The organism is Castellaniella sp. (assembly GCF_041675725.1).
In the GTDB taxonomy this organism is placed as follows: domain Bacteria; phylum Pseudomonadota; class Gammaproteobacteria; order Burkholderiales; family Burkholderiaceae_B; genus Castellaniella.
Genome location: NZ_JBAYTI010000007.1, coordinates 40,274 through 65,313, shown reverse-complemented (window position 1 = coordinate 65,313; position 25,040 = coordinate 40,274). Strand labels below are relative to the sequence as shown.

Annotated in this window: 18 protein-coding genes; 12 read left to right on the top strand and 6 right to left on the bottom strand. The window is 60.5% G+C overall.

Annotated elements, in window-relative coordinates:
* The first annotated feature begins 323 nt into the window (after nt 1-323).
* From WCZ84_RS02575 to WCZ84_RS02550, 6 genes are read left to right on the top strand one after another with little or no spacing between them, the layout of a single operon-like run.
* On the top strand, nt 324-1,880 hold the full coding sequence (locus WCZ84_RS02575) for a type I restriction-modification system subunit M (protein ID WP_372684691.1): 1,557 nt from the start codon (nt 324-326) through the stop codon (nt 1,878-1,880).
* Nucleotides 1,870-3,171, top strand: coding sequence for a restriction endonuclease subunit S (locus WCZ84_RS02570; protein WP_372684690.1), 1,302 nt, complete (start codon nt 1,870-1,872; stop codon nt 3,169-3,171). Before WCZ84_RS02575 ends, WCZ84_RS02570 begins: the two co-directional genes overlap by 11 nt.
* Complete coding sequence (locus WCZ84_RS02565) at nt 3,168-4,928, top strand: SIR2 family protein (protein WP_372684689.1); 1,761 nt, start codon at nt 3,168-3,170, stop codon at nt 4,926-4,928. The genes WCZ84_RS02570 and WCZ84_RS02565 overlap by 4 nt, the downstream gene beginning before the upstream one ends.
* A gap of 19 nt (nt 4,929-4,947) precedes the next feature.
* Complete coding sequence (locus tag WCZ84_RS02560) at nt 4,948-5,697, top strand: abortive infection family protein (protein WP_372684688.1); 750 nt, start codon at nt 4,948-4,950, stop codon at nt 5,695-5,697.
* The gene (locus WCZ84_RS02555; RefSeq protein ID WP_372684687.1) at nt 5,694-7,985 is read left to right on the top strand and encodes an AAA family ATPase; all 2,292 of its coding nucleotides are present in this window, start codon (nt 5,694-5,696) and stop codon (nt 7,983-7,985) included. The genes WCZ84_RS02560 and WCZ84_RS02555 overlap by 4 nt, the downstream gene beginning before the upstream one ends.
* Nucleotides 7,985-11,188 carry a type I restriction endonuclease subunit R gene (locus WCZ84_RS02550; protein WP_372684686.1) on the top strand — a complete coding sequence of 1,068 codons (3,204 nt, stop codon included), beginning with the start codon at nt 7,985-7,987 and terminating at the stop codon, nt 11,186-11,188. Before WCZ84_RS02555 ends, WCZ84_RS02550 begins: the two co-directional genes overlap by 1 nt.
* Before the next feature lie 30 nt (nt 11,189-11,218).
* On the opposite strand, the gene WCZ84_RS02545 is transcribed toward WCZ84_RS02550, so the two are convergent.
* Nucleotides 11,219-11,455 carry a transcriptional regulator gene (locus WCZ84_RS02545; protein ID WP_372684685.1) on the bottom strand — a complete coding sequence of 79 codons (237 nt, stop codon included), beginning with the start codon at nt 11,453-11,455 and terminating at the stop codon, nt 11,219-11,221.
* 897 nt (nt 11,456-12,352) lie between these two features.
* Here WCZ84_RS02545 and WCZ84_RS02540 point away from each other — a divergent pair.
* Complete coding sequence (locus WCZ84_RS02540) at nt 12,353-12,580, top strand: helix-turn-helix transcriptional regulator (protein WP_372684684.1); 228 nt, start codon at nt 12,353-12,355, stop codon at nt 12,578-12,580.
* A 101-nt stretch (nt 12,581-12,681) separates the two neighbouring features.
* Nucleotides 12,682-12,930 (top strand): helix-turn-helix transcriptional regulator, encoded by a 249-nt coding sequence (locus WCZ84_RS02535; RefSeq protein ID WP_372684683.1) that lies wholly within the window; start codon nt 12,682-12,684, stop codon nt 12,928-12,930.
* Here WCZ84_RS02535 and WCZ84_RS02530 read toward each other — a convergent pair.
* Together WCZ84_RS02530 and icd are read right to left on the bottom strand one after the other, a co-directional pair.
* Nucleotides 12,915-14,126, bottom strand: a complete 1,212-nt coding sequence (locus WCZ84_RS02530) for a tyrosine-type recombinase/integrase (protein ID WP_372684682.1) — start codon at nt 14,124-14,126, stop codon at nt 12,915-12,917. The genes WCZ84_RS02535 and WCZ84_RS02530 overlap by 16 nt on opposite strands.
* A gap of 172 nt (nt 14,127-14,298) precedes the next feature.
* Nucleotides 14,299-15,555, bottom strand: a complete 1,257-nt coding sequence (gene icd, locus WCZ84_RS02525) for an NADP-dependent isocitrate dehydrogenase (protein ID WP_372684681.1) — start codon at nt 15,553-15,555, stop codon at nt 14,299-14,301.
* Between the two features lie 91 nt (nt 15,556-15,646).
* Here icd and WCZ84_RS02520 point away from each other — a divergent pair, with 91 nt between their 5' ends.
* The 4 genes from WCZ84_RS02520 to WCZ84_RS02505 all read left to right on the top strand — a co-directional run bounded on the left by WCZ84_RS02520 (nt 15,647) and on the right by WCZ84_RS02505 (nt 21,061).
* Nucleotides 15,647-16,078, top strand: coding sequence for a DUF1841 family protein (locus WCZ84_RS02520; RefSeq protein ID WP_372684680.1), 432 nt, complete (start codon nt 15,647-15,649; stop codon nt 16,076-16,078).
* Nucleotides 16,079-16,214: 136 nt separating this feature from the next.
* On the top strand, nt 16,215-17,078 hold the full coding sequence (locus tag WCZ84_RS02515) for an AAA family ATPase (RefSeq protein WP_372684679.1): 864 nt from the start codon (nt 16,215-16,217) through the stop codon (nt 17,076-17,078).
* Between the two features lie 9 nt (nt 17,079-17,087).
* The gene (locus WCZ84_RS02510; protein WP_372684678.1) at nt 17,088-18,257 is read left to right on the top strand and encodes a VWA domain-containing protein; all 1,170 of its coding nucleotides are present in this window, start codon (nt 17,088-17,090) and stop codon (nt 18,255-18,257) included.
* 2 nt (nt 18,258-18,259) lie between these two features.
* A complete protein-coding gene (locus WCZ84_RS02505; protein ID WP_372684677.1) occupies nt 18,260-21,061 on the top strand; it encodes a M16 family metallopeptidase in 2,802 nt (933 codons plus the stop codon).
* A gap of 82 nt (nt 21,062-21,143) precedes the next feature.
* Here the strand turns inward: WCZ84_RS02505 and dnaJ are convergent, their stop codons facing one another.
* From dnaJ to grpE, 3 genes are all read right to left on the bottom strand, one after another.
* Nucleotides 21,144-22,262, bottom strand: a complete 1,119-nt coding sequence (gene dnaJ, locus WCZ84_RS02500; protein WP_372684676.1) for a molecular chaperone DnaJ — start codon at nt 22,260-22,262, stop codon at nt 21,144-21,146.
* Between the two features lie 102 nt (nt 22,263-22,364).
* Entirely contained in the window at nt 22,365-24,278 is a 1,914-nt protein-coding gene (gene dnaK / locus WCZ84_RS02495) for a molecular chaperone DnaK (protein ID WP_372684675.1), read from the bottom strand.
* 95 nt (nt 24,279-24,373) lie between these two features.
* Nucleotides 24,374-24,964 (bottom strand): nucleotide exchange factor GrpE, encoded by a 591-nt coding sequence (grpE, locus tag WCZ84_RS02490; protein ID WP_372684674.1) that lies wholly within the window; start codon nt 24,962-24,964, stop codon nt 24,374-24,376.
* Nucleotides 24,965-25,040: the final 76 nt, after the last annotated feature.

Below are 25,040 nucleotides of genomic sequence, written 5' to 3'. Positions count from 1 at the left end.
CCGGAAAGGGGCGGGCACGCAAGCCGCAGCCCGAAGGAGAACGAAGAGAGACGAAGGGACCGGGTGAGTACCCGGCAACGCGCACCCCTTGCAGGAAGGAATGCAGTGATACAGTCGGCGTTTTAGGCGGCGAAATCAGGGCAATGGCTGCCTGCGCCGTGGAGATGGGCTGCGAATACCGGCCGCGCGGCTGAGCGCCGCTACCGGACGGAGGACGGTCTGAATTTCCTTCCTGTCGCTCCCGGTACTCTTTCCGCTTCCAATGTATTATGTTGAAACACTTCAAAACCCAAGAGCAACTGGGTGCAATAGGAAAAAGATCAATGGCACGCAACAAGCCAAACGGGAATGGAAACAGTGGCAATCTCGGCTTTGAGGCTGAGCTCTTCAAAACGGCCGACAAGCTGCGCGGCAATATGGAACCCTCCGACTACAAGCACGTCGCGCTCGGCCTGATCTTCCTGAAGTACATCTCGGATGCCTTCGAGGCCAAGCACAAGGCGCTGCTGGCCGACGATGTGCAGGCCGCCGAGGACAAGGACGAGTACCTCGCAGACAACGTGTTCTGGATTCCCAAGGAGGCGCGCTGGTCGCACTTGCAGGCCAACGCCAAGCTGCCCACTATCGGCACGCTGATCGACGATGCGATGCGCACCATCGAGAAGGACAATGAGTCGCTCAAGGGTGTGCTGCCCAAGGACTACGCGCGCCCGGCACTCAACAAGGTGATGCTGGGCGAGCTAATCGACCTAATCTCGGGCATTGCACTGGGCGAGGACGGCGACAAATCCCGCGACATCCTCGGGCGCGTGTACGAGTATTTTCTCGGCCAGTTCGCTGGGGCCGAAGGCAAGCGCGGCGGCGAGTTCTACACCCCGCGCTCCGTGGTGCGCGTGCTGGTTGAAATGCTGGAACCGTATTCCGGTCGCGTCTACGACCCCTGCTGCGGCTCGGGCGGGATGTTTGTGCAGTCCAGCAAGTTCATCAATGAGCACGGTGGCCGCATTGGCGACATCGCCATTTATGGACAGGAGTCGAACTACACAACATGGCGACTGGCCAAAATGAACCTGGCCGTGCGCGGCATTGATTCTGATATCCGCTGGAACAACGAGGGCAGCTTTCACAAGGACGAACTGCGCGACCTCAAGGCCGACTATATCCTCGCCAATCCGCCGTTCAATATCTCCGACTGGGGCGGCGACCGCCTGCGTGAGGACGTGCGCTGGAAGTTCGGCGCGCCGCCCGTAGGCAACGCCAACTACGCGTGGCTCCAGCACATTTACCACCACCTTGCGCCCAACGGCAAGGCAGGTGTAGTGCTGGCCAATGGCTCGATGAGCTCCAACCAGTCCGGCGAAGGCGAGATCCGCAAGGCGATGCTGGAAGCCGACGCGGTGGATTGCATGGTGGCGCTGCCCGGGCAGCTCTTCTACTCCACGCAGATTCCCGCCTGCCTGTGGTTCCTAGCCCGCAACAAAAATCCGGATAAGGGGCTGCGTGACCGGCGCGGACAGGTGCTGTTCATTGACGCCCGCAAGCTGGGCGTGCTGGTGGATCGCACCCGACGCGAACTCTCCGACGAAGAAGTCCAGAAGATCGCCGACACCTACCATGCCTGGCGAGGAGAAGAAGGCGCGGGCGAGTACTTGGACGTGGCGGGATTCTGCAAGTCGGCATCAATGGACGACATCCGAAAACACGGCCATGTGCTGACGCCGGGGCGCTACGTGGGCGCAGCCGAGCAGGAAGACGATGGCGAACCCTTCGAGGAAAAGATGGCGCGGCTGTCGGAGTTGTGGCGCAAGCAGCACGCAGAAGCGGCCAAACTGGATGCGGCGATCGAAGCAAATTTAAGAGAGCTTGGGTATGGCGACTGAGTGGCGCAATGTCAAGTTCTCTGAACTTTGCAGTATTTCGAGAGGAGCCTCGCCGCGCCCTATTCATGACTGGATAGTCGATGAAGGAATCCCGTGGGTGAAAATTGCAGATGCCACATCTGCTGGTTCCCGATACATTGGCAGAACCAATGAATTTATTCGAACGGAAGGCAAAGCGAAGAGCGTTGCAGTCTTTCCGGGCGATCTAATCCTCACCAACAGCGCAACACCAGGCATTCCGATGTTCATGGGAATAGAAGCCTGTATTCACGACGGATGGATGTTGTTGCGTAACTTTAAGGGGCTGGACAAGCTCTTTGCGTATTACTTGCTATTGCATGAGCGTCCCGCACTTGTGCAACAGGGAAATGGCTCTGTATTCACAAATCTGAAGACAGATATTCTCAAAAATCACAAAGTAAAAATACCTGATATCCAAGAACAACGCGCCATAGCCCGTATCCTCGGTACGCTGGACGACAAGATCGAGCTCAACCGCAAGCAGAACGAAACGCTGGAGGCGATGGCCCGTGCCTTGTTCAAGGCGTGGTTCGTAGATTTCGAACCCGTGCGCACCAAAATGGAAGGCCGCTGGCAGCGCGGCCAATCGCTACCCGGCCTGCCCGCGCACCTCTACGACATCTTCCCCGACCACCTCGTCGATTCGGAGTTGGGGGAGATTCCGGAGGGATGGCGTATGGGCTCACTGGGAGAAGTTGCGGTTCATCCTCGCCGTAGCGTGCAGCCGAATGAAATCAAAGACGGAACACCCTATATCGCACTTGAACATATGCCTAAGCGATGCACTGCGCTTGCCGAATGGGGCGTGGCGAATGGCTTGGAAAGTAACAAGCATGAGTTCAAGCAGGGAGAAATCCTATTTGGAAAATTGCGCCCGTATTTTCATAAGGTTGGCGTCGCACCAGTCAATGGGGTATGTTCAACCGACATAGTCGTTATTGCGCCCAAGCTGCCCATATGGTTCGGCTTCGTTCTTGCTCATGTCTCAAGCGATGCATTTGTGGAATACACAAACGCAGGATCAACTGGAACAAAGATGCCGCGTACAAACTGGACAGAAATGGCACGTTACCTAATTGTTCTGCCCCACGAGAGTGTCGCCGCTGCGTTCAATCACCACATCCAGGCAGCGAGCGAAGAAATCATCGCAAAGATTCATGAGTCGAAATCTCTCGCCCAACTGCGCGACACACTACTGCCCAAACTTATTTCCGGCGAGCTGCGTGTTCCGGATGCCGAGCGGATTCATGGAGAGGCGAAGAAGGCATGATCGATCCGCTGCATTCGCTTGCATTCTCCATCCAGGCGAATCCTGGTGTCTACGCCGTATTGCTCGGCTCAGGAGTTTCGCGTTCAGCTCAGATCCCCACTGGCTGGGAGATCACACTCGACTTCGTGCGTAAACTGGCTGAGGTAGCGGGCGAAAACTGCGACTCCGATCCTGCTCGCTGGTATCGCGAGCGTTACAGTAAGGAGCCCGACTATTCCGATCTGCTAGATGCACTGGCCAAGACCCCGGCTGAGCGCCAGCAGTTGCTGCGCGCCTATCTGGAGCCTACCGACGAAGAGCGTGCAGATGGCCTGAAGGCCCCCACTGCTGCGCACCGGGCAATCGCCAGCCTTGCGGCCAAGGGCTACATCCGCATCATCATCACCACCAATTTCGACCGTCTGATGGAGACGGCTCTGGCAGATGTTGGTGTGGTGCCGACCGTACTTAGTTCGCCGGATCAGGTGCACGGTGCGATGCCCTTGATCCATACCCGCTGTTGCGTGTTCAAAGTGCATGGCGATTACCTGGACACTCGCATCCGCAACACGCCCTCCGAACTGGAGACCTACCCCAAGGAATTCGACGGCTTACTGGATCGGATTCTCGACGACTTCGGCCTGATCTATTGCGGTTGGTCGGCGGACTGGGACACCGCTTTGCGCGTTGCTGTCGAACGGGCGGTGTCCCGCCGCTTCTCCCACTTCTGGGCTGTGCGTGGCGCGCCGGGCAACGCTGCCAAACGCCTGATTGAACATAGACAGGCACAAAAGCTCACGATTGCGGATGCGGACAGCTTTTTTACAGAGCTGGGGCGTTTAGTTGAGGCGCTGGAGCAGTTCTCCCGGCCGCACCCTCTGTCGACCGACGCAGCGGTTGCGAGCCTCAAGGGCTATCTTGCCGAACCCAAGTATCGCATTCGTCTTGCAGATCTGGTCAGCGGTGAGGTAGATCGAGTGCTTGACACCACTTCTGGCTCGGCATTCGCACTGCAAGATGTCCCGTCTCCGGATACGGCGACGTTTACAGCGCGGGTGCGCTCCTATGAGGCCGCATGCGAGACGCTGGTATCAATGGCCGCGGTGGGCGGGTATTGGGTGGAGGATTGGCATTACGCCACGTGGCAGACGGCGTTAACAAGGTTGGCCAACCGGCGCGGGGAGTCAGGCTTCAACCTTTGGGTTGAATCGCAGCGTTATCCCGCTACCTTGCTTCTTTATGCATTGGGGCTGGGCGCGGTTGAGGCTGGCGAACGGGGATTGCTGTTCCTCGGGCAGCTGTTCGGCACCACTGTCCATCGGGAGTACCGGGAAGATCAAACTGCTGTCGAATTGCTACCAGCATTTTGTCTCTTCGAGCGTGGCAATGAAGCCGCGAAGCTTCTCCAAGGTATGGATCGCCGATATGCACCGCTCAATGACTGGCTCCACGCGCTGCTGCAACCGCGATTTCGAAGCCTCGTCCCATCGGAGTCCAGATTCTCGTATTGCTTCGACAGGCTGGAAGTTCTAATGGCGCTGAGCTTTGCTTATCACGCCAAACGAGCTGAAGGATGGCCATATTGGGTGCCGCCAGGATGCTATGGCTATCGGAAGGATAGCCTGGATCGCATCGTCACGGAAATGCAATCCTCAGTCGAAAGCCTCGGAGACAAATCACCCTACGTCAGAAGCGGGATATTCGGCCATTCGGCGGAGAAGTGCATCGCGGGGATCAATGCCTTTACAGCCTGGGTGCGGGAGTTGAGATGGTTCTGAGAACGGCTGGAGGCAACGCATGACAATCGACTGGTGCCCCGGCATCCGCGAGGCCTGCGGCCATTGGCGCGGCGCGCCGATGCTGCAACAGACGTTCGAGGCAATGGAGCGAAATCTGGAGCAGAACAACGATGCGTGCATCGACTGCGCCAAGACCGTCGTCGAGGTGGTGTGCCGCGTGGTGGTGGAAAGCTTTCACACCCAGCAAGCCCCGCTCAAGCCAACGCAGGAGACGCCCTCGCTGTCGGATTGGCTGACCGCAGCAATTCGCGCACTCAAGCTAGGCGATGTCCGTGACGACCGATTCAAGAAGCTGGTGTCCAGCCATCACAAATTGGCCGACGCGCTAAACGACCTGCGCAACAAGGCGGGCCCAGCCAGCCACGGTAAAGACCCGTATCTGGAGCGGTTGGCAGAGCACCACCGCCGCAGCGCAGTTCTGGCGGCTGATGCCATCGTGGCATTCCTGCATCAGGCCTATCTGGATACGCAACTCGACCCGATCAGCTCCAGCGAGCCGTGGGAGCGATTTGCAGAAGACAACGAGCTGATCGACGCGCACGTGGGGCTGGCGGTGGATGTTGAGGACGGAGAATCGCCAACCTTGCGCTTCCTGCTGCCGGGCGGCGATGAACTGCCGCTCAACATCGAAGTTAGCCGTTTGCTTTACCAACTGGATCGGGATGCCTACGTCGAAGCGCTGAACGCTGCGCGCGGCGTACCTGCTCCGACTGCGGAGCCCGTCGAAGAACAAGGAGAGTCGACATGAAGTTGACTCGCATCGCCAAGCTACGGCTCCGCGTGTTTCGGGACTTTACCTGGCCGAAAGATTTGCACCCGTTTGCACAGTTCAATGTCATCTATGGATGGAACGGCAGCGGGAAGACAACGCTGTCATGGCTACTTTCGCTCGTCGAGAAGAAAACCGCGCTCCTCGAAGGTGAAGCGACTCTGGAGATCAACGGGACAACGAAGGTCGCAGGTTCTGCTTTCGATTCGGTACAACTACCCCAAGTGCGCGTCTTCAACCGGGATTTCATTAGCGCCACCCTGTCGCAAACGGGCGGCATTACACCGATTTACTTTCTCGGCGAAGACAGCATTGAGAAGCAGACACAGGTCGAGCAGCTCAAAAAGGAACTTTCCACGACCGACATCGCGTCGCAGGCTGCCCAGACCGAGAAGAAGCGTACAGAGTCAAACTTGGACGACTTCTGCAAGGACAAGGCAAAGCTCATCAAGGAGCTATTAACCACCGCGAACAGCCAAACCTACAACAACTACGACAAGCGAAATTTCAGACGTGCCGTTGAAGCACTGGATGCACAGCAGGCGGCGGCCGCAACTTTGGCCGATGACCAGAAAGCGCAGCTCCACAGCCAGAAAAACGCTCAGCCAAAGCCGCTTGTCGACAAAGCTGTTGCGCCATCCATCGACCTTGATGCATTGACGAGTGAGGTAGATACGCTGGTCTGTCGCTCCGTCGTTGCGCAGACGCTCGATGAGCTGACCAGCAATGCCAAGCTTGCCTCGTGGGTACAAGAAGGGCTTCAGCTGCACTCGGGTGAGCACGCCTCCGACACCTGCCGCTTCTGCATGCAACCGCTTCAGGCTGCACGTCGCACCGAGCTCGAAGCTCACTTCAACAATGCCTTCGCGGGCTTTCAGAGAGACCTGTCCGCTCTTCTCTCGAAGCTGAAGGCAGCCAAGCAGACTGCGGCTACACTGTCGTTGCCGGATGTTTCTCGCTTCTATGAAGCGCTCGTACCCGAAGCGCATCCCGCATGCGCAATGGCGTTGGCGGCGCAGTCAGAGACCCAAGCCTCGCTAGATGCCCTCATCGCGCGTGTCGAGGCCAAGCGCGATCAGCCGTTCGCACCCACCGCCACGCAGGCACCAACTACGGCGAGACCCTCCTCGATTACCGAATCAGTCGCCGCATTCAATAAGATCGTGGAGAAGCACAACAGCATTTCCGCAGAGTTCACTGCGTCGGTCGATGGTGCGTGCAAGAAGCTTGAAGGCTCGTATGTCGCGGAGGCGCACACCGAGTTCGTTCAGCTCTCCGATGCGGTAAAGGCCGCGACTACCGAACTGGATGACACAAAAGCCAAACAAGCAGAAATTCAGGCACAGATCAATGAGCTTGAACGCACGATCCTCGAACATCGTCGCCCCGCTGACGAGCTGACTGCAGAGCTACGCGCCTACCTTGGGCGCGACGAACTGCGCTTCGACGTGAAGGGCACCGGCTACGCGCTGACCCGCAACGGTCAATACGTATCGCACCTGAGCGATGGAGAGCGCACAGCGATTGCATTCCTCTATTTCCTCAAGTCGTTGCAGGACAGAACATTCGACTTGAAGAACGGGATTGTCGTCATTGACGATCCGGTGTCGAGCCTGGATGACAACGCTCTGTTCTCGGCCTTCGGCTATATGAAGGATCGCACCAAGGAGGCCGGGCAGCTTTTCATTTTTACGCACAGCTTCGCGTTTTTCCGGCTGGTGAAGAACTGGTTCCATCACCTACCAAAGCAGAATAGTCGCCAGATCGATCGGCGATCCGGTCGATTCTTTCTTCTTCGCACCCGACGTCACGCTGACGGTTCACGCACGAGCGAATTAGGTCACCTTGACCCTCTGCTTGAAAAGTACGAATCGGAATACCAGTACCTGTTCAAGCGCGTCTACGAGGAGGCCCACCGCAATGACGTTGTCGAACTGGAGCACCACTACGGGTTGCCCAATGTCGCACGCAGACTGATCGAGGCATTCCTCGCGTTTCGTTTCCCCGAGATGAGCGGGGACCTCGGTCCACGACTTGAGCGCGTGGATTTCGACAAAGCGAAAAAGACGCGAATCCTCCGTCTGCTCAACACTTATTCACATGCTGGCGCAATCGCTGATCCAGGGCACGATCTTTCTTTGCTCGCAGAAACCCAACCCGTGTTGCGCGACACACTCGAAATGATGATGGCTGTCGACCGTGAGCATTACGACGGGCTATTGAAGCTGGTGGCGGTTCAGCCCATCGAAGAACTAGGAGAACCGTAATGGCGTTTCTGTCGGAGGCCGCCGTCGAGCTGGCATTACTGGAACAGTTGGAAGGGCTGGGATACAGCGTCGAACGCGAGGAGGACATCGGCCCCGATGGACACCGACCGGAGCGCGAAAGTCACGATGAGGTTGTGCTCAAGAAGCGGTTTGAAGACGCCGTCGCGCGTCTGAATCCTGGCCTTCCGTTGGAGGCGCGTCAGGATGCCGTGCGGCGGGTGATGCAATCCGAGCTGCCATCGCTGCTTGAAGAGAACCGCCGCCTCCACAAGCTAATGACGGAAGGCGTGGACGTCGAGTATTACGCGGACGATGGCACGCTGACGGCGGGCAAGGTGGCGCTCATCGACTTCGAACACCCAGAGCAGAACGACTGGTTGGCAGTGAGCCAGTTCGTTGTGATCAACGGCCAGAACAACCGGCGGCCCGATGTGGTGGTGTTCGTGAACGGCTTGCCCCTGGGCGTGATCGAGCTGAAAGCGCCGGGCAGCGCGGGCGCGCATCTGCTGGGTGCATTCAACCAACTGCAGACCTACAAGAAGCAGATTCCGGCGCTGTTCAACACCAACGCGCTGCTGGTCACTTCAGACGGCATTGCAGCTCGCGTAGGGTCACTGTCGGCAGACCTTGAGCGCTTCATGCCGTGGCGCACCACCGACGGCACGGACGTTGCCCCGAAAGGTGCGCCGGAACTCTCGACACTGATTGAAGGTGTGTTCGAGCATCGCCGCCTGCTCGATCTGCTCTGTCACTTCACGGTCTTCGGAGAAACCGGTTCGGGGCTAGCCAAGATCATCGCGGGCTACCACCAGTTCCACGCAGTGCGACATGCGGTGGCATCGACTGTTCGTGCTTCGGTGGCGTTGCAAGGTGTGGCCGAAGACCCCGCTGACTACGGCTTGCCGAGTGTGAAGACTCAACGACAAGGCGATAAACGCGCGGGCGTGATCTGGCACACCCAGGGCTCCGGAAAAAGCCTGCTGATGGCGTTCTACGCCGGACAACTGGTCAAACACCCAGCAATGGCCAACCCAACGCTGGTGGTGCTGACTGACCGCAACGACCTCGACGATCAGCTCTTCTCGACCTTCTCGATGTGCCGCGACCTGATCCGGCAGACGCCGGTGCAGGCCGAGAGTCGCGAAGATCTTCAGAAGGTCTTGAGCCGGGCATCAGGCGGCGTGATTTTCACGACCTTGCAAAAGTTCGGTGAGATCGCGGAGCCGCTCACCACGCGCCGCAACGTGGTCGTCATCGCGGATGAGGCGCACCGCAGCCAATACGGCTTTAAGGCCAAGGTGGACGCAAGGACCGGCGAAATCTCCTACGGCTTCGCCAAATACATGCGCGATGCACTGCCCAACGCGTCCTTCATCGGCTTTACCGGCACGCCCATCGAAGCGGACGATGTCAACACCCCGGCGGTATTCGGCAACTACATTGATGTCTACGATATCAGCCGCGCGGTCGAGGATGGCGCAACTGTGCCGATTTACTACGAGTCGCGGCTGGCACGCATCGAACTCAATGAGGACGAAAAACCGAAGATCGACGCCGATGTAGACGAGCTGACCGAAGACGATTCCGAGGCCGATCAGGAACGCTTAAAGAAGAAGTGGTCAACGGTCGAGGCTCTGGTTGGCAGCGACAAGCGCCTGGCGTTGGTAGCCAAGGACATGGTCACCCACTTCGAGGATCGCGTGGCAGCGCTGGACGGCAAGGCGATGGTGGTATGCATGAGCCGACGCATCTGCGTGAAGCTCTACGATGAGATCGTTAAGCTGCGTCCGGATTGGCACAGTGCGGATAACAGCGCGGGCACGGTCAAGATTGTGATGACCGGCACAGCGAGCGACCCTGCGGCGTGGCAGCAGCACATCGGCAACAAGGCCCGACGCGATCTGCTGGCCAAGCGGGCCCGCGATCCCAAAGACCCGCTCAAGCTAGTGATTGTGCGAGATATGTGGCTAACCGGTTTTGACGCACCATGCATGCACACGATGTATGTAGACAAGCCGATGCAAGGCCACGGACTGATGCAAGCAATTGCCCGCGTAAACCGTGTGTTCCGCGACAAACCGGCCGGGCTGATCGTCGACTACATTGGCATTGCGCAAAACTTGAAGTCTGCGCTGCAGCAATACTCGAAGAACGATCAGGAAAACACAGGCGTCGACGAAGCGCAGGCCATCGCGGTAATGATGGAGAAGTACGAGGTCGTGCGAGACATGTACCACGGCTTCGACTATGCATCGGCGATGAACGGAACGCCGCAGGAGCGCCTAGCGATGATGGCGGGGGCCATCGAGTGGATTCTCGACCTGCAACAAAGGTTGGCGGCAAAAGAGAATACCAAGGACGGCAAGAAGAACGCTCATCGACGCTATCAGGACGCAGTGCTGGCGCTGTCCAAGGCGTTCGCCTTGGCTTCCGCCTCTGATGAGGCACGCGATATCCGAGAGGAAGTCGGTTTCTTCCAGGCGATCCGTGCGGCGCTGCTCAAGAGCAGCACCGGCTCCGGAGTGACCCAGCAAGAGCGTGAACTGGCGATCCAGCAGATCGTCAGCCGTGCCGTGGTCTCGACCGAGATTGTAGACATCCTGGCCGCTGCGGGCATCAAGAGCCCGGACATCTCCATCCTTTCCGACGAGTTCCTCGCCGAAGTGCAGCAGATGGAAAAGAAGAATCTTGCACTGGAAGCCTTGCGCAAACTGTTGAGCGATGGCATCCGTTCACGCAGCAAGGCCAATGTCGTGCAAACCAAGGCCTTCTCTGAGAGATTGGAAAACGCGGTGGCGCGCTACCATGCCAATGCCATTACCACTGCCGAAGTGCTGCAAGAACTGATTGAACTGGCCAAGGACATCCGTGCGGCACGGCAGCGTGGCGAGGAGTCAGGGCTGTCAGATGAGGAAATCGCCTTTTACGACGCCCTGGCTGAAAACGAAAGTGCTGTGCAGATGATGGGCGACGACAAGCTCAAGCTGATCGCCCACGAACTGCTGATGAGTCTGCGCGAAAACGTGTCGGTCGACTGGGCACGCCGTGACTCTGCCCGCGCCCGAATGCGCGTTCTGGTAAAGCGTATCCTGCGCAAGTACGGCTACCCGCCCGATCTCCAGGACATTGCAGTGCAAACGGTATTGCAGCAGGCTGAGGCGTTGTCATCAGGATGGTCTGTCTCGCACCGCGGAGCTACCTGATCAGTAGCAGTATGATGCGCTGGTATAACGTCAATCCTCCCCCCGCAATTCCGGCCAGATCTGCCACCAGTCATCCGGACGCAGCTGCTTCCGGGTGACCTCCCCCCCTGTAATTTCCTCGATCTCCACACAGCGAATGATGGGCACCGGGCGAGTACCCGCCGCCCAGCTGCTGACGACCTGTACAGGCAACCCCAGCTTCTTGGCCAATGGGGTCATCCCGCCCATCACAGTACAGGCTTCTCGGACAGGTTGAAAATCGGGCATATGCTTCCATAACCATGTTAACAACATGGATTTTATAAGATAAATCTGTTATTTGGATGTGACGAGGCCCTGCCGTTTTGTGCCGTTTTGCGCCGCAAAAGTTCAGCTTCAATCAGCCAAGTTGTAACAGCCAGTCAAATGGCGGGCCGAGCGGCATGAAACAAGCTGAACCGACCTGAACCAAACTTTTTTCAGACCCCCCCTAGAGGGATCGGCGATTTTATGCCCTTCCAACGCGTACGGGATAGTCACAGGCACAAACAATTTGCCCTGGTGCCGTATCCCTAGGCCACGTAGGTATCCGCTAATCTCAATCACCCACTAGTAAAACCTTGAATCACTTAAAAAATCAATCAGCTGAATGCCTATTGACATAACTTAGCATCTTGCTGACAATGACATTATCTGCTTTCCGCAGACCTGCTCTTTAACAAGCCACAATCGATGAATACTGCGCCCTGCCCGATCACGCGGCACGCGACTGCGCAGCAACCTGCCAGGCATCGGGGTTGAAGCAAAACCGATGAAATCCACCAACCGTAGCCAGCCCCTCGCGTGGGGCATGGATGGCGGCGTGCGGTGGGGACTTCCCCAGCGGAAGCGCCCGGTGCATTCATCTGAATGCCCACCATCAGGGATGGCGACGTAATCCTTTGACGACAGCAGGAAAGACTGCAGTCCCCAGCATCCAGACGAGCCGCCACAGGCGGGCCAGCGTCTGGCCCTGCCGGGGATGATCAAAGCACCCGGCCCCCATCGTGGCATCTTGGCGGGACGGCCCCCAGGGCTCCAACGAGCCCGCTTTGGCCGATGTCCGGCACAGGGCATCGACCAAAGCACACAAATTCACCTCATCACTCAGCCTGGCACGTTCACCAGCATCAGAAGGATCGACGCATGACGATGACAAGCACCTTGACGGCTCAATTTCCCCAACCACCCACCAGCACCACCCTGCTCTATCGCATCTGCGTGGCAGAACGCAAGCTGGGCGTATCTCGCTCCACCATCTATCGGCTGGTCAACGAGGGCCAGCTGGAACTGGTCAAGATCGGCAAACGGTCCAGCCGCATTACGGCAGTCAGCCTGGATGCACTCATCGAGCGCTGCAGGGAACCCGCCTGACATCACGCCAGCCAATCTCGCACTGCATCCCACTTCCATAAAGCGTTGGTTGCCATGCTCTCCCACTCGCAACCACCCACGCACGACAGAAGGATCGATCCATGGACACACCGCCACACGCTCCTACAAACACCCGGCCATTCTTCGCTTCCAACGCCCTGGTGCGCGTACCCGACATCTGCCGGGACCCCAAGACCGGCCAGCCCGGCATTCTGCCGATCAGCCGATCCACCTGGTACGAATGGGTCAAGCAGGGTATCGCACCGCCAGGCATGCGGATTGGCGGTCGCACCGTCGTGTGGCGCCTATCCGATATCCAGGCAATGGCAAAACCTCAATCGGACTGCTGAGCCAGTCGATCCAGGTGATCTGCCAGAAACTGCAGGGCTTCCCGACGTTCCTGACCCAGCTCGGCGTGGTTGTATGCAGCCTCTACCTGCCCCCTGGGCGCATGAGATAACAGCAGTTCAACCACCTCGGACCGAATGCCGTGCTCCCGCAACAGCGTGGCCGCTGTGCCACGCACGCCATGGGGAGCAAACCCCTGGACACCAAAATCGATCCGCTTGAAAAAGTGATTCAGGGTGGCTTCGCCCATGGGGGCGACACGCCCACTACTGGCATAGATGGTTGGAAAGACGTAATCCTGATGCCCCGTCATGGGCTGCAGCGCCTGCAGCAAGACCACCGCCTGGCGGGGCAGATAAACCCGGTGGCGCTTGCGCATCTTCATGCGCTCGGCGGGGATGTCCCAGATTCCAGCAGTCAGATCAAATTCTATCCAACGGCTGCGAATCAACTCACCTTTGCGGACCATGGTGTAGAACAGCATCTGCACCGCCACCAGGGTCGTAAAATGAGCACCCTGGCGCGGAATCTGCCGCCACAGCCGACCGACCTCTGTCTCCAGCAAATGTTTGTGATGAGTGCGCTTGGGCACGCTGATCGCACCGCGCACCATCAGTGCCGGGTTTGAGTCGGCCACCAGATTGCGGATCGCGTAGTTGTAGATGCGTTGAATCAGCGAGCGCACCCCTTCTGCTGTGACCGCTGTGGTACGCAAGGGCTCCAACACATCCAGCACCTCACGGGGCGCTACAGCAGCCAGCGGGCGGCCGCCGATTGCTGGAAATACATGGCTTTCCAGCCAACGCAGTTGCTGCGCCCGATAGGCGGCAGAACGGTAGAACAGCGTTTCTTCAACCCACTGCCTGGCATAGGCCTCGAACGTCAGCTGTTCAGGGGTTGCAGATTGACCCCCAGCCCGACTTTGGCGACCTGCCTTGGGGTTCTCGCCCTTCAGCACTTTGTCCATCAGTTCGGCATGGACCTGTCGGGCATCCTTTAACGAAACTGCTGGGTAACGCCCGATGGTGATCTTGTCCCGGCGACCTTCAAAATGAAATTTGTAGCGCCAGACTTTCGTACCCGTGGGCAGTATCTCCAGATACAGCCCACCTCCATCCGTCAAGGCATAGGGCTTGTCCTTCGGTTTGGCGGCATTGATGACGACGGGGCGCAGCGCATAAGCGAAAGAGCGAGACATGGGGCCATGGTCCTGAAATTTTGGGGCCATGATAGCAAATATGGCCCCAAATTATGGCCCCAAACGCATCCGATGGCCCCGGATTCAGCCCTACCCCACCGGACAGTAAAAAGCCCCGTTCTCCTATGAGAACGGGGCTTTTCCAGACCTTAGTGAATCAGTCGAAAACCGATTACATATTGTCGATCATCACCTGGCCAAAGCCCGAACAGGACACCTGCGTGGCGCCTTCGAGCAGACGGGCGAAGTCATAGGTGACCTTCTTGGAAAGAATGGACTTTTCCATGCTGCTGATGATGAGATCGGCGGCTTCGACCCAGCCCATGTGGCGCAGCATCATTTCGGCCGAGAGGATTTCAGAACCGGGGTTGACGTAGTCTTTACCCGCGTACTTGGGCGCCGTGCCGTGCGTGGCCTCGAACATGGCGACCGAGTCTGACATATTGGCACCCGGTGCGATGCCGATGCCACCCACCTGGGCCGCCAGGGCGTCGGAGATGTAGTCGCCATTCAGGTTCAGGGTAGCGATGACGTCGTATTCGGCCGGGCGCAGCAGGATCTGCTGCAGAAAGGCATCGGCGATGGAATCTTTGACGATGATGTCGCGCCCCGTCTTGGGGTTCTGGAACTTGCACCAGGGGCCGCCATCGATCGGCTGGGCGCCGAATTCGTTCTGGGCCAGTGCATAGCCCCAGTCGCGGAAGGCGCCTTCGGTGAACTTCATGATGTTGCCCTTGTGCACCAGCGTGACCGAGGCGCGATCGTTGTCGATGGCGTACTGGATCGCTTTGCGCACCAGGCGTTCGGTACCTTCGCGCGAGACCGGCTTGACGCCGATGCCGGACGTGGCCGGAAAGCGGATCTTGTCGACACCCAGCTGGTTCTGCAGGAACTCGATCAACTGGCGGGCCTTGTCGGACTCGGCTTCGAATTCGATGCCGGCGTAGATGTCCTCGGAATTTTCGCGGAAAATGACCATGTTGGTCTTTTGCGGTTCGCGCACGGGCGAAGGCACCCCCTTGAAATACCGCACCGGGCGCAGGCATACGTAGAGGTCGAGCTGCTGGCGCAAGGCCACGTTCAGCGACCGGATGCCACCACCCACCGGCGTGGTCAGCGGGCCTTTGATGGATACGACGTAGTCGCGCACGGCGTCCATGGTTTCGTCGGGCAGCCAGACATCCGGGCCGTAGATCGTGGTGGACTTTTCACCCGCGTAGACTTCCATCCAGTGGATCTTGCGCTGGCCGTCATACGCCTTGGCCACTGCGGCATCCACCACCTTGAGCATCACCGGGGTGATATCCTGGCCGGTACCATCCCCTTCGATGTACGGGATGATGGGTTCGTTGGGAACATGAAGCGAAAAATCGGCATTGACCGTGATTTTCTGCCCGCCTGCCGGGACCTTGATGTGCTGATAAGCCATAGATACTCCAGTGTTGCTGGGGATGGGGTTCTGAAAAAAGGGTACATTTCAGTCTTATATAAGAGTTTAACCCAATTGGGCATCCCATTCCATGTTCAACCCCTCCAAAGAACAGGTACGCAGCTTCTTCACCGAGGCCTGGCGCAAGCGCTGCACGGGCGGCGTTCTGACGCCGCTCGAGACCATGGCCGTCGAGCTGGTCGAGCAGCATCCCGAGTACCATGCCGACCTCCAGGATCCCGAGGCTGCGGCACGCGATTACCCCGTGGAAGCGGGGCGTACCAATCCGTTCCTGCACCTGTCCATGCACCTGGCGATCCGCGAACAGGTCTCCATCGATCATCCACCCGGGATTCGCGCGGCCTGGACCTTGCTGCGCACCCGTCTGGGCGAGCATGATGCCGAGCACATTATCATGGAGGCGCTGGGCGAGGTCGTCTGGGAAGCCCAGCGCATGGGCACCCCATTCGACAACGCACACTACCTCGAGCTGATTCGCCGCCATGCGACGCATGACCGCTGATTCCAGGCACGCCGCGCCGCGCCATGGTACAACCGTTCATTGGCCCATGCATTGAATCGGGTGCCTCAGGCACATCGCCTGCGCGACACCCCGCCCTTTCACCATCGCGCCATGCTGGCGCACAGCGTTTCTTCCCATGTCCGAGAATCATACCCCCTCTGCAGCCCGCTTCACGGGTACCGACCATTACGTGGCCACCGAACCGCTCAAGCAAGCGGTCAATGCGGCGCTCATCCTGCAGCGCCCGCTGCTCGTCAAGGGCGAGCCCGGCACCGGCAAGACCCTGCTGGCCGAAGAGGTGGCGCGTGCCCTGGGCCGACCCCTGTACCAATGGCACATCAAGTCCACCACCAAGGCCCAGCATGGGCTGTACGAATATGACGCCGTCTCGCGCCTGCGCGACTCGCAGCTGGGCGATGCGCGGGTGCACGACATCGCCCACTACATCATCCAGGGGGTGCTCTGGCAGGCGTTTGAATCGCCCGAGCCCAGCGTGGTCCTGATCGACGAAATCGACAAGGCCGACATCGAGTTCCCCAACGATCTCCTGCGCGAGCTCGACCGCATGGAATTCCACGTGCACGAGACCCGCCAGACCATCCAGGCACGACACCGGCCGCTCATCCTCATCACGTCCAATAACGAAAAAGACCTGCCCGACGCGTTTCTGCGCCGCTGCTTCTTCCATTACATCGAGTTCCCCGACCGCGACACCTTGGCCGCCATCGTCGCCGTGCACTTCCCGGACCTGCGCAGCGACATCTTGGGCGCTGCCCTGGACGCCTTCTTCAGGCTGCGTGAAGTGCCCGGCCTGAAGAAGCGGCCGTCCACCTCCGAATTCCTCGACTGGCTGCGCCTGCTGCTGGCCGAGTCCATCTCACGTGCAACGCTGGCGGCCAGTGAGGACATTCCGCCGCTGGCCGGCGCCCTGCTGAAAAACGAACAAGATCTCAAATTGCTGCAGCGCCTGGCCCTGATGGCCCAGCGGGGCAGCCGCTAGGGTCGCGTCATGCTGGCCGAATTCTTCCAGCAGTTGCGCAGCGCCGGCGTGCCGGTCTCGATTCGCGAATATCTCAGCCTGCTCGAACTGCTCGCGAGCCCGGCCGCGCCCGTCGACACCGAAGGCTTCTACCACTTGGCACGGCTGGCGCTGGTCAAGGATGAAACCCGCTACGACCGCTTCGACCGGGTCTTTGCAACCTGGATAGGCCGCCGGCAGGCCGAGATCAGCCAGAAGGACATCCCGCTGGACTGGCTCATCCAGACCATGCGCAAGCACCTGAGCGACGCCGAGAAGGCGGCGCTCGAGAAACATGGCTGGGATCGCCTGATGGAGATGTTCCGCGAGCGTCTCAATGAGCAAAAGGGGCGGCATGCCGGCGGCAGCAAATGGATCGGTACCGGCGGCTCCTCGCCCTTCGGGCACGGCGGCTATCATCCCGAAGGCATCCGCATCGGCGGGCCCTCGGCCGGCAACCGCACCGCCGTCAAAGTCTGGGAGCAGCGCCACTACCGCGACTACGACGATCAGCAGTCCCTGGGCACGCGCAACTTCAAGATGGCGCTGCGGCGCCTGCGCCGTTTTGCCCGCGAGGGGGCCATAGAAGAGCTCGACCTGCCCGGCACCATCCGCGGCACGGCCGAACAGGCCGGGCTGCTGGACCTGCGCTGGCAGCCCGAACGCCACAACACCATCAAGGTGCTGATGCTGCTCGACGTGGGCGGCAGCATGGACGACCACGTAGCGCTCATCGAAAAGCTGTTTTCGGCTGCGCGCAGCGAATTCAAGAACCTGGAAGTGTTTTATTTCCATAACTGCCCGTACGAATCGGTCTGGCGCCACAATCGGCGCAGGCACGACGAGCGCATCGACACCTGGGACCTGCTGCGCGGCTTTGGCGAAGACTGGCGTCTGATCCTGGTGGGCGACGCGACCATGAGCCCCTACGAACTGCTCTATCCGGGCGGCGCCATCGAGCACCACAACAAGGAAACCGGCGCGGCCTGGCTGCAGCGCATGGTCAGCCACTGGCCGCACTCGGTCTGGTTGAACCCCGAACCCTCGGCATCCTGGCCCTATCGCCAATCCATCGCCATCGTGCGGGAACTTCTGCATGAGCGCATGTATCCCATGACACTGGAGGGCCTGGAACAGGCCATGCACCACCTGTCGAAATAACCATGACCCACTGGCATTCGATTCTCCATGACGGCGCACGCCGCCTGATCCATGTCTGCGCCCTCATCCTGGCGCTGGCCCTGGCCCGCAGCGCACTGGCCACCGACGCCGAGCTCGCACCCCCCCTGCACGACCTGCCGCCGGGCATCGAAGCCGTCACCCTGATTCAGGGGGTGGCCGAATATCGGCTGGCCAACGGCCTGCAGATTCTGCTCGCGCCCGACGATGCGCGCGCCCGCACCACGGTCAACATGAGCTACCGGGTCGGCTCGCGCCATGAAGGCCCGGGCGAGACCGGCATGGCCCACTTGCTCGAACATTTGATGTTTCGCGGCAGCCCGCAGTTTCCGGATGCCCTGGCGGAATTCTCGCGCCGTGGGCTGGCCGCCAATGGATCCACCTCGGTCGATCTGACCAATTACTATGCCACCTTCAGTGCCGATCCCGAGAATCTGCACTGGTACCTCAACTGGCAGGCCGATGCCATGCAGCATGCGCGCATTCTCCAGGAGGACCTGGACGCAGAGATGACCGTGGTGCGCAACGAAATGGAGCGCGGCGAAAACAGCCCCTTCGGGGTCCTGCTGCAGCAGACCACGTCAGCCGCCTACGTCTGGCACCCTTATGGACGCAGCGTGATCGGCGCGCGCTCGGATGTGGAAAACGTGGATGTAGGCTCTTTGCGGGCGTTCTACGAGCGCTACTACCAGCCCGACAACGCCACGCTGATCGTCACGGGGCAGTTCGACCCCCATGAAACCCTGCAGTGGATCGCCGACGCGTTCGACGCCATTCCCAGGCCATCGCGCATACTGCCGGCAGAGTACACGGTGGAGCCGGTCCAGCAGGGCGCCCGTTCGGTCGTCGTGGAGCGTACGGGCGGCAGCCCCATTGCCCTGGCCATGTATCATCTGCCGGCCTCGAATGACGAACGCTACACGCCCCTGGCGGTGGGCGTGGCCATGCTGGCCGACAGCCCGGCGGGCCCCCTGTACCAGTCGCTGGTGGACAGCGGCCTGGCGAACACTGTTTTCGGCTTTGCCCGCGGCCTCAACCAACCTGGGCACGCCTTGTTCGGCGCCCGGATGGACCCCGGCGCCGATGCCCAAGCCGTGCTGGCCACGCTGTATGACACGATCGAACGCGGCGCCATCGAACGCCTGGACGAAGCCAGCCTGACGCGCGTGCGCACCGCCAGCCTGAATCACTGGAAGCAGGTCTGGAATCAGTCCTCCGCCCTGGCCGCCGCCCTGTCCGACGCAGTGGGGCGCGGCGACTGGCGGCTCTTTTTTGTCGAGCCACTGCAACTCGAGGCGTTGACGCTCGAGCACATCCAGGCCGAATTGCATCACTGGCTGGTCGCCAGCAACCGCACCAGCGGCCTGTACCTGCCGGTGGCCGATCCCCATTATGCGCCAGATCCGAGTGCAGCCAATGGCGCAGCCCCATGGACGAACTGGCTCGAGCAGCTGCAGACCGGCACCGGCCGGCCCCGCGTTGCCGCCTTCGACACCAGCGCCGGCGCGCTGGATGCCGCCACCCAGCTCAGCACCCTGGAACTGCCCAATGGCCGGGTGCAGCTGGCCTTGCTGCCCAAGCCGACCGCCGCCTCACGCGTGCAATTTGCACTGACCCTGCGCTTTGCCAGTGCCGATGAATTGCGCGGCCTGAAACTGATCCCCCAGATGACCAGCGCCATGCTGCTGCGCGGCACACCCACCTTGAGCCGGCAGCAAATCGAAGATCGCCTCAATGAGCTGGACGCCAGCCTGGATTTCGACCTGAGCGGCAACCAGCTCGGCCTGTCGGCCGAAGCCCCGCGTGAGCACTTGGCCGAACTACTGGCATTGGGCTTCGAATTGCTCAAGCATCCGGATTTCCCCGAGCAGGAGCTGGGCCAGATCCGCCGCAGCCTGATCAGCCGTATTGAAGACCAGGTGGCCAGCCCGGGTTGGCAAGTCCGCAACGCGCTGCTGCGCCACGATCAACGCTGGCCGGTCGACGACATCCGCTACACGCCGACCGCCGCCGAATGGCTGGCCTGGGCGCATGACGTTTCGCGCGCCGACCTGCAGCAGTTCCATCGTCGCTTCATCGGCGCGGGCAATATCCTGGTGAGCGTCGTTGGAGACTTCGATCCCGCCGAACTCACCGAAACTCTACAGCAGCAATTGGCCGGGTGGCAGCAAGCGCCCGCTTACGAGCGCATTCCCGACCCCTGGCACGCCGTGGCGCCGGACACCTTCCGCATCGAGACGCCCGGCAAGGTCAATGCCGAATACCTGGCGACCCTGCCCCTGCCGCTGCAGGACACCGACCCGCGCTGGCCGGCACTGGTGCTGGCCAATTACCTGCTGGGGGGGTCGGAAGATTCACGCCTGTGGCAGGCCATCCGCGTGCAGCAGGGCCTGTCGTATGGCGTGGGCAGCGCGCTGCGGGCATCCGCCTACGAACCCAGCGGATCCTGGACGCTCTATGCCAGCGCGGCCGCCAGCAATGCCGACGCATTGCTGGCCGCAATCCGGCATACGCTGGAAGACACGTTGGAGACGGGCTTCAGCCCTGAAGAAGTGGCGCGCGGCGCGCGCTCATTGAGCCAGTTCCTGGTGCTGGGCCGTTCGAGCGATGCCTGGCTGGCCGTGCAATGGCAGCGTTACCTGGCGACGGGCCGCAGCTTTGCCTGGCAGCAGGACTTCATCGACCGCCTGCAGGCGCTGACGGCCGATGAGGTCAACGCGGCGCTGCGCGATACATTGGACCCCGCCGCGTTCAGCCAGGCGCTGGCCGGCGAGGGGGTCGAATGACCAGGTGCGCATGCAGAACTCGCGACTTCCGTAGAGGCCGCGCGCTTAAAACAAAGCCCGCCCAATGAGTTGAGTCGCCAGTTCAAGAAAAGAAGCTCTTGACCTTGTCGGTCCAGGACTCGCTCTTGGGCGAGTGGCGATCGCCGCCATTGCTGAGCGAGGCCTCGAACTGGCGCAGCAATTCTTTTTGCTCGTCGTTCAGGCGCACCGGGGTCTCGACCACCACATGGCAATAGAGGTCGCCCGGATAGCTGGAACGCAGCCCCTTGATGCCCTTGCCGCGCAGACGGAAGGTCTTGCCGGTTTGGGTGCCTTCGGGGATGGTGATCTCGCCCCGGCCATTGAGCGTGGGCACTTCGAGATCGCCGCCCAGTGCGGCCTTGGTGAAGGGGATGGTGAGTTCGCAGTGCAGGTCTTCGCCATCGCGCTGGAAGATGCCGTGCTTCTTGAGGTGGATCTGCACATACAGGTCGCCCGGCGGCCCGCCGTTGAGGCCTGGTTCGCCATTGCCCGATGAGCGGATGCGCATGCCATCGTCGATCCCTGCCGGGATGCCCACCTGCAGCGTCTTGTGTCGCCGGATGCGGCCTACGCCGTCGCACGCGGGGCATGGGTCTGTGATTTCCTTGCCGCTGCCGTGGCAGGTCGGGCACGTTTGCTGGACGCTGAAAAACCCTTGCTGCATGCGCACGGCGCCATTGCCGCCACAGGTGTGACAGGTGCGCGGCGCCGTACCCGGCTTGGCGCCCGAGCCATCGCACGTCTCGCAGGGATCCCAGCTGGGGATGCGGATTTCGGTATCGAAGCCGTTGGCCGCCTGCTCGAGCGTGATCTCCAGGTTGTACTGAAGGTCTGAACCGCGGTATACCTGCGGCCCACCGCGCCGCCCGCCCCCGCCGCCGAATATTTCGCCGAATATGTCGCCGAAGGCATCCGCGAAGCCGCCGGCCCCACCCATGCCACCGGCCGCATTGGGGTCGACCCCCGCGTGGCCAAAGCGATCATAGGCGCCGCGCTTTTCGGGCTCGGACAGAATCTCGTAGGCTTCCTTGACTTCTTTGAACTTGTCTTCGGCCTCTTTGCTGTCCGGATTGCGGTCCGGGTGGTATTTCATGGCCAACTTGCGATATGCCTTGCGGATTTCGTCATCCGAGGCGTTCTTGGCCACCCCCAATACTTCGTAATAGTCTCGTTTTGCCATGAGTCCTGCCTGCAGCACCGGGTACCGGTGTCAGAAACAATGCCCGGGGCCGCCCTGAGGCGGCCACCGGGTCAACACGGAAATACCGCGGCGCTCGAGTGATCAGTCGCGCTTGACTTCCTTGAAGTCCGCATCCACCACGTCATCGGCGCCCGGCCTGGCCTCTTCGGCCTCTGCGGCGGCCTGCCCGGCCTGCATGTCGGCGTACATTTTCTCGCCCAGCTTCTGCGAGGCCGTGGCCAACGCTTCGGTTCCCGCATCGATGGCCGCCTTGTCGTCACCCTTGACCGCATCTTCGAGCGTCTTGATGGCCGCCTCGATGGCTTCTTTTTCAGAGGCCTCGAGCTTGTCGCCATGCTCGGCCAGCGACTTGCGCGTGGCATGCACCAGGCCATCCGCCTGGTTGCGGGCCTGGGCAAGTTCGGCAATGCGGTGGTCTTCTTCGGCATTGAGCTCGGCGTCTTTCACCATGCGTTCGATCTCGTCTTCGGTCAGCCCCGAGCTGGCCTTGATCGTGATCTTGTTTTCCTTGCCGGTGCCCTTGTCTTTGGCCGACACGTGCAGGATGCCGTTGGCATCGATGTCGAAAGTGACTTCGATCTGCGGCAGACCGCGCGCTGCGGGTGGAATGCCCTCGAGGTTGAATTCGCCCAGCGCCTTGTTGCCGGCCGCGACTTCGCGTTCGCCCTGATAGACCTTGATGGTCACCGCCGGCTGATTGTCGTCGGCCGTGGAGAACACCTGCGAGAAACGCGTCGGGATCGTCGTGTTCTTTTTAATCATCTTGGTCATCACGCCACCCAGGGTCTCGATGCCCAGGGACAGCGGCGTGACGTCCAGCAGCAGGACGTCTTTGCGGTCGCCCGACAGCACCGAACCCTGGATGGCCGCGCCCGCCGCCACGGCTTCGTCGGGGTTGACGTCCTTGCGCGGATCGCGGCCGAAGAATTCCTGCACCTTCTCCTGGACCTTGGGCATGCGCGTCATGCCGCCCACCAGGATCACGTCGTCGATATCGGAGGCCTTGATGCCGGCATCCTTGATGGCGGTGCGACACGGCTCCATGGTGCGTTCGATCAGTTCTTCGACCAGCGCCTCGAGCTTGGAGCGGGTGATCTTCAGATTCAGGTGCTTGGGCCCGGAGGCATCGGCCGTGATGTACGGCAGGTTGATTTCGGTCTGCTGGGTCGAGGAAAGCTCGATCTTGGCCTTTTCCGCGGCTTCCTTGAGCCGCTGCAGGGCCAGTACGTCCTTGGACAGATCGACGCCCGATTCCTTCTTGAATTCATCGATCACGTAGCCGATGATGCGCTGATCGAAGTCTTCGCCCCCCAGGAAGGTATCGCCGTTGGTGGACAGCACCTCGAACTGCTTTTCGCCATCGACGTCGGCGATTTCGATGATGGAGACGTCGAAGGTACCGCCGCCCAGGTCATAGACCACGATCTTGCGATCCCCGCGTTCGGACTTGTCCAGCCCGAACGCCAGAGCGGCCGCCGTGGGCTCGTTGATGATGCGCTTGACTTCGAGCCCGGCAATGCGCCCGGCATCCTTGGTGGCCTGGCGCTGGCTGTCGTTGAAATATGCGGGCACGGTGATGACGGCCTCGGTGACCTCTTCGCCCAGGTAGTCTTCGGCGGTCTTTTTCATCTTGCGCAGGATGTCGGCCGACACTTGGGGCGGCGCGAGCTTTTTGTCTTGCGCCTCGACCCAGGCGTCGCCGTTGTCGGCCTTGATGATCTTATAGGGCATCAGATCGATGTCTTTTTGCACGGCTTTTTCATCGAACTTGCGGCCGATCAGGCGCTTGACGGCAAAAATGGTGTTCTTGGGGTTGGTGACTGCCTGGCGTTTGGCCGGCGCGCCCACCAGAATCTCGCCATCCTGCATGTAGGCCACGATGGACGGCGTGGTGCGGGTGCCCTCGGCATTTTCAATGATCTTGACCTTGGTGCCATCCAGCACGGCAACGCAGCTGTTGGTGGTACCCAGGTCGATCCCGATAATCTTGCTCATGATTGTTTCCAGGTTGGTGACAGGAGGGCGGCATGCGACCGCCAATGCATTGAATATTGGGCCAGGCCGGTGCTTTTCAAGCCCCCGGCCGAGACCTATGCCGCCGGCCCGCCAGAGACCATGACCAGCGCCGGACGCAATACCCGGTCGGCAATCAGGTAGCCTTTCTGCAGGGTCTGCGCCACCGCACCCTGGGGGTATTCGGATGGCACGCTGGAAATGGCCTGATGGCGGTGCGGATCGAAGACATCGCCCGGCTGCGGGGCGATTTCATGCATCTGGTTGCGCTCGAACGCCGTATTGAGCTGACGCAGGGTGGATTCGACCCCTGCCCGCCAGTGCTCGGCCGTCTGGTTTTCCTGGGCCAGGGCCGCTTCCAGGCTGTCGCGGACCGGGATCAGGCTTTCTGCGAAGGCCTCGGTACCGAATTTGCGCGCCTTGGCGACGTCTTCCTGGGCCCGGCGGCGCACGTTTTCAACCTCGGCGTGCGCCCGCAGGAGCTGATCGTGATAATCGCCGATCTTTTCCTGGGCTTCGGCCAGCAGGGTGGCCAGGTCCTCGCCACCGGCCTCGCCGGCCCACTGGGCGGGGTCTTCGGAAGCGGCCCGGGCAGCGGGCTGGGCCAGGTCTTCGCCCTGGTCATGAGGCCCCGGATGCGGGGCCTGGTCTTCCTGGGGTGCCGACATGTTGAATCTCCAAAAACGATGAATACGGGGACGTGAACTAGCTGAGGGCGCACCCGTTTGAATTCAAGACCATCTT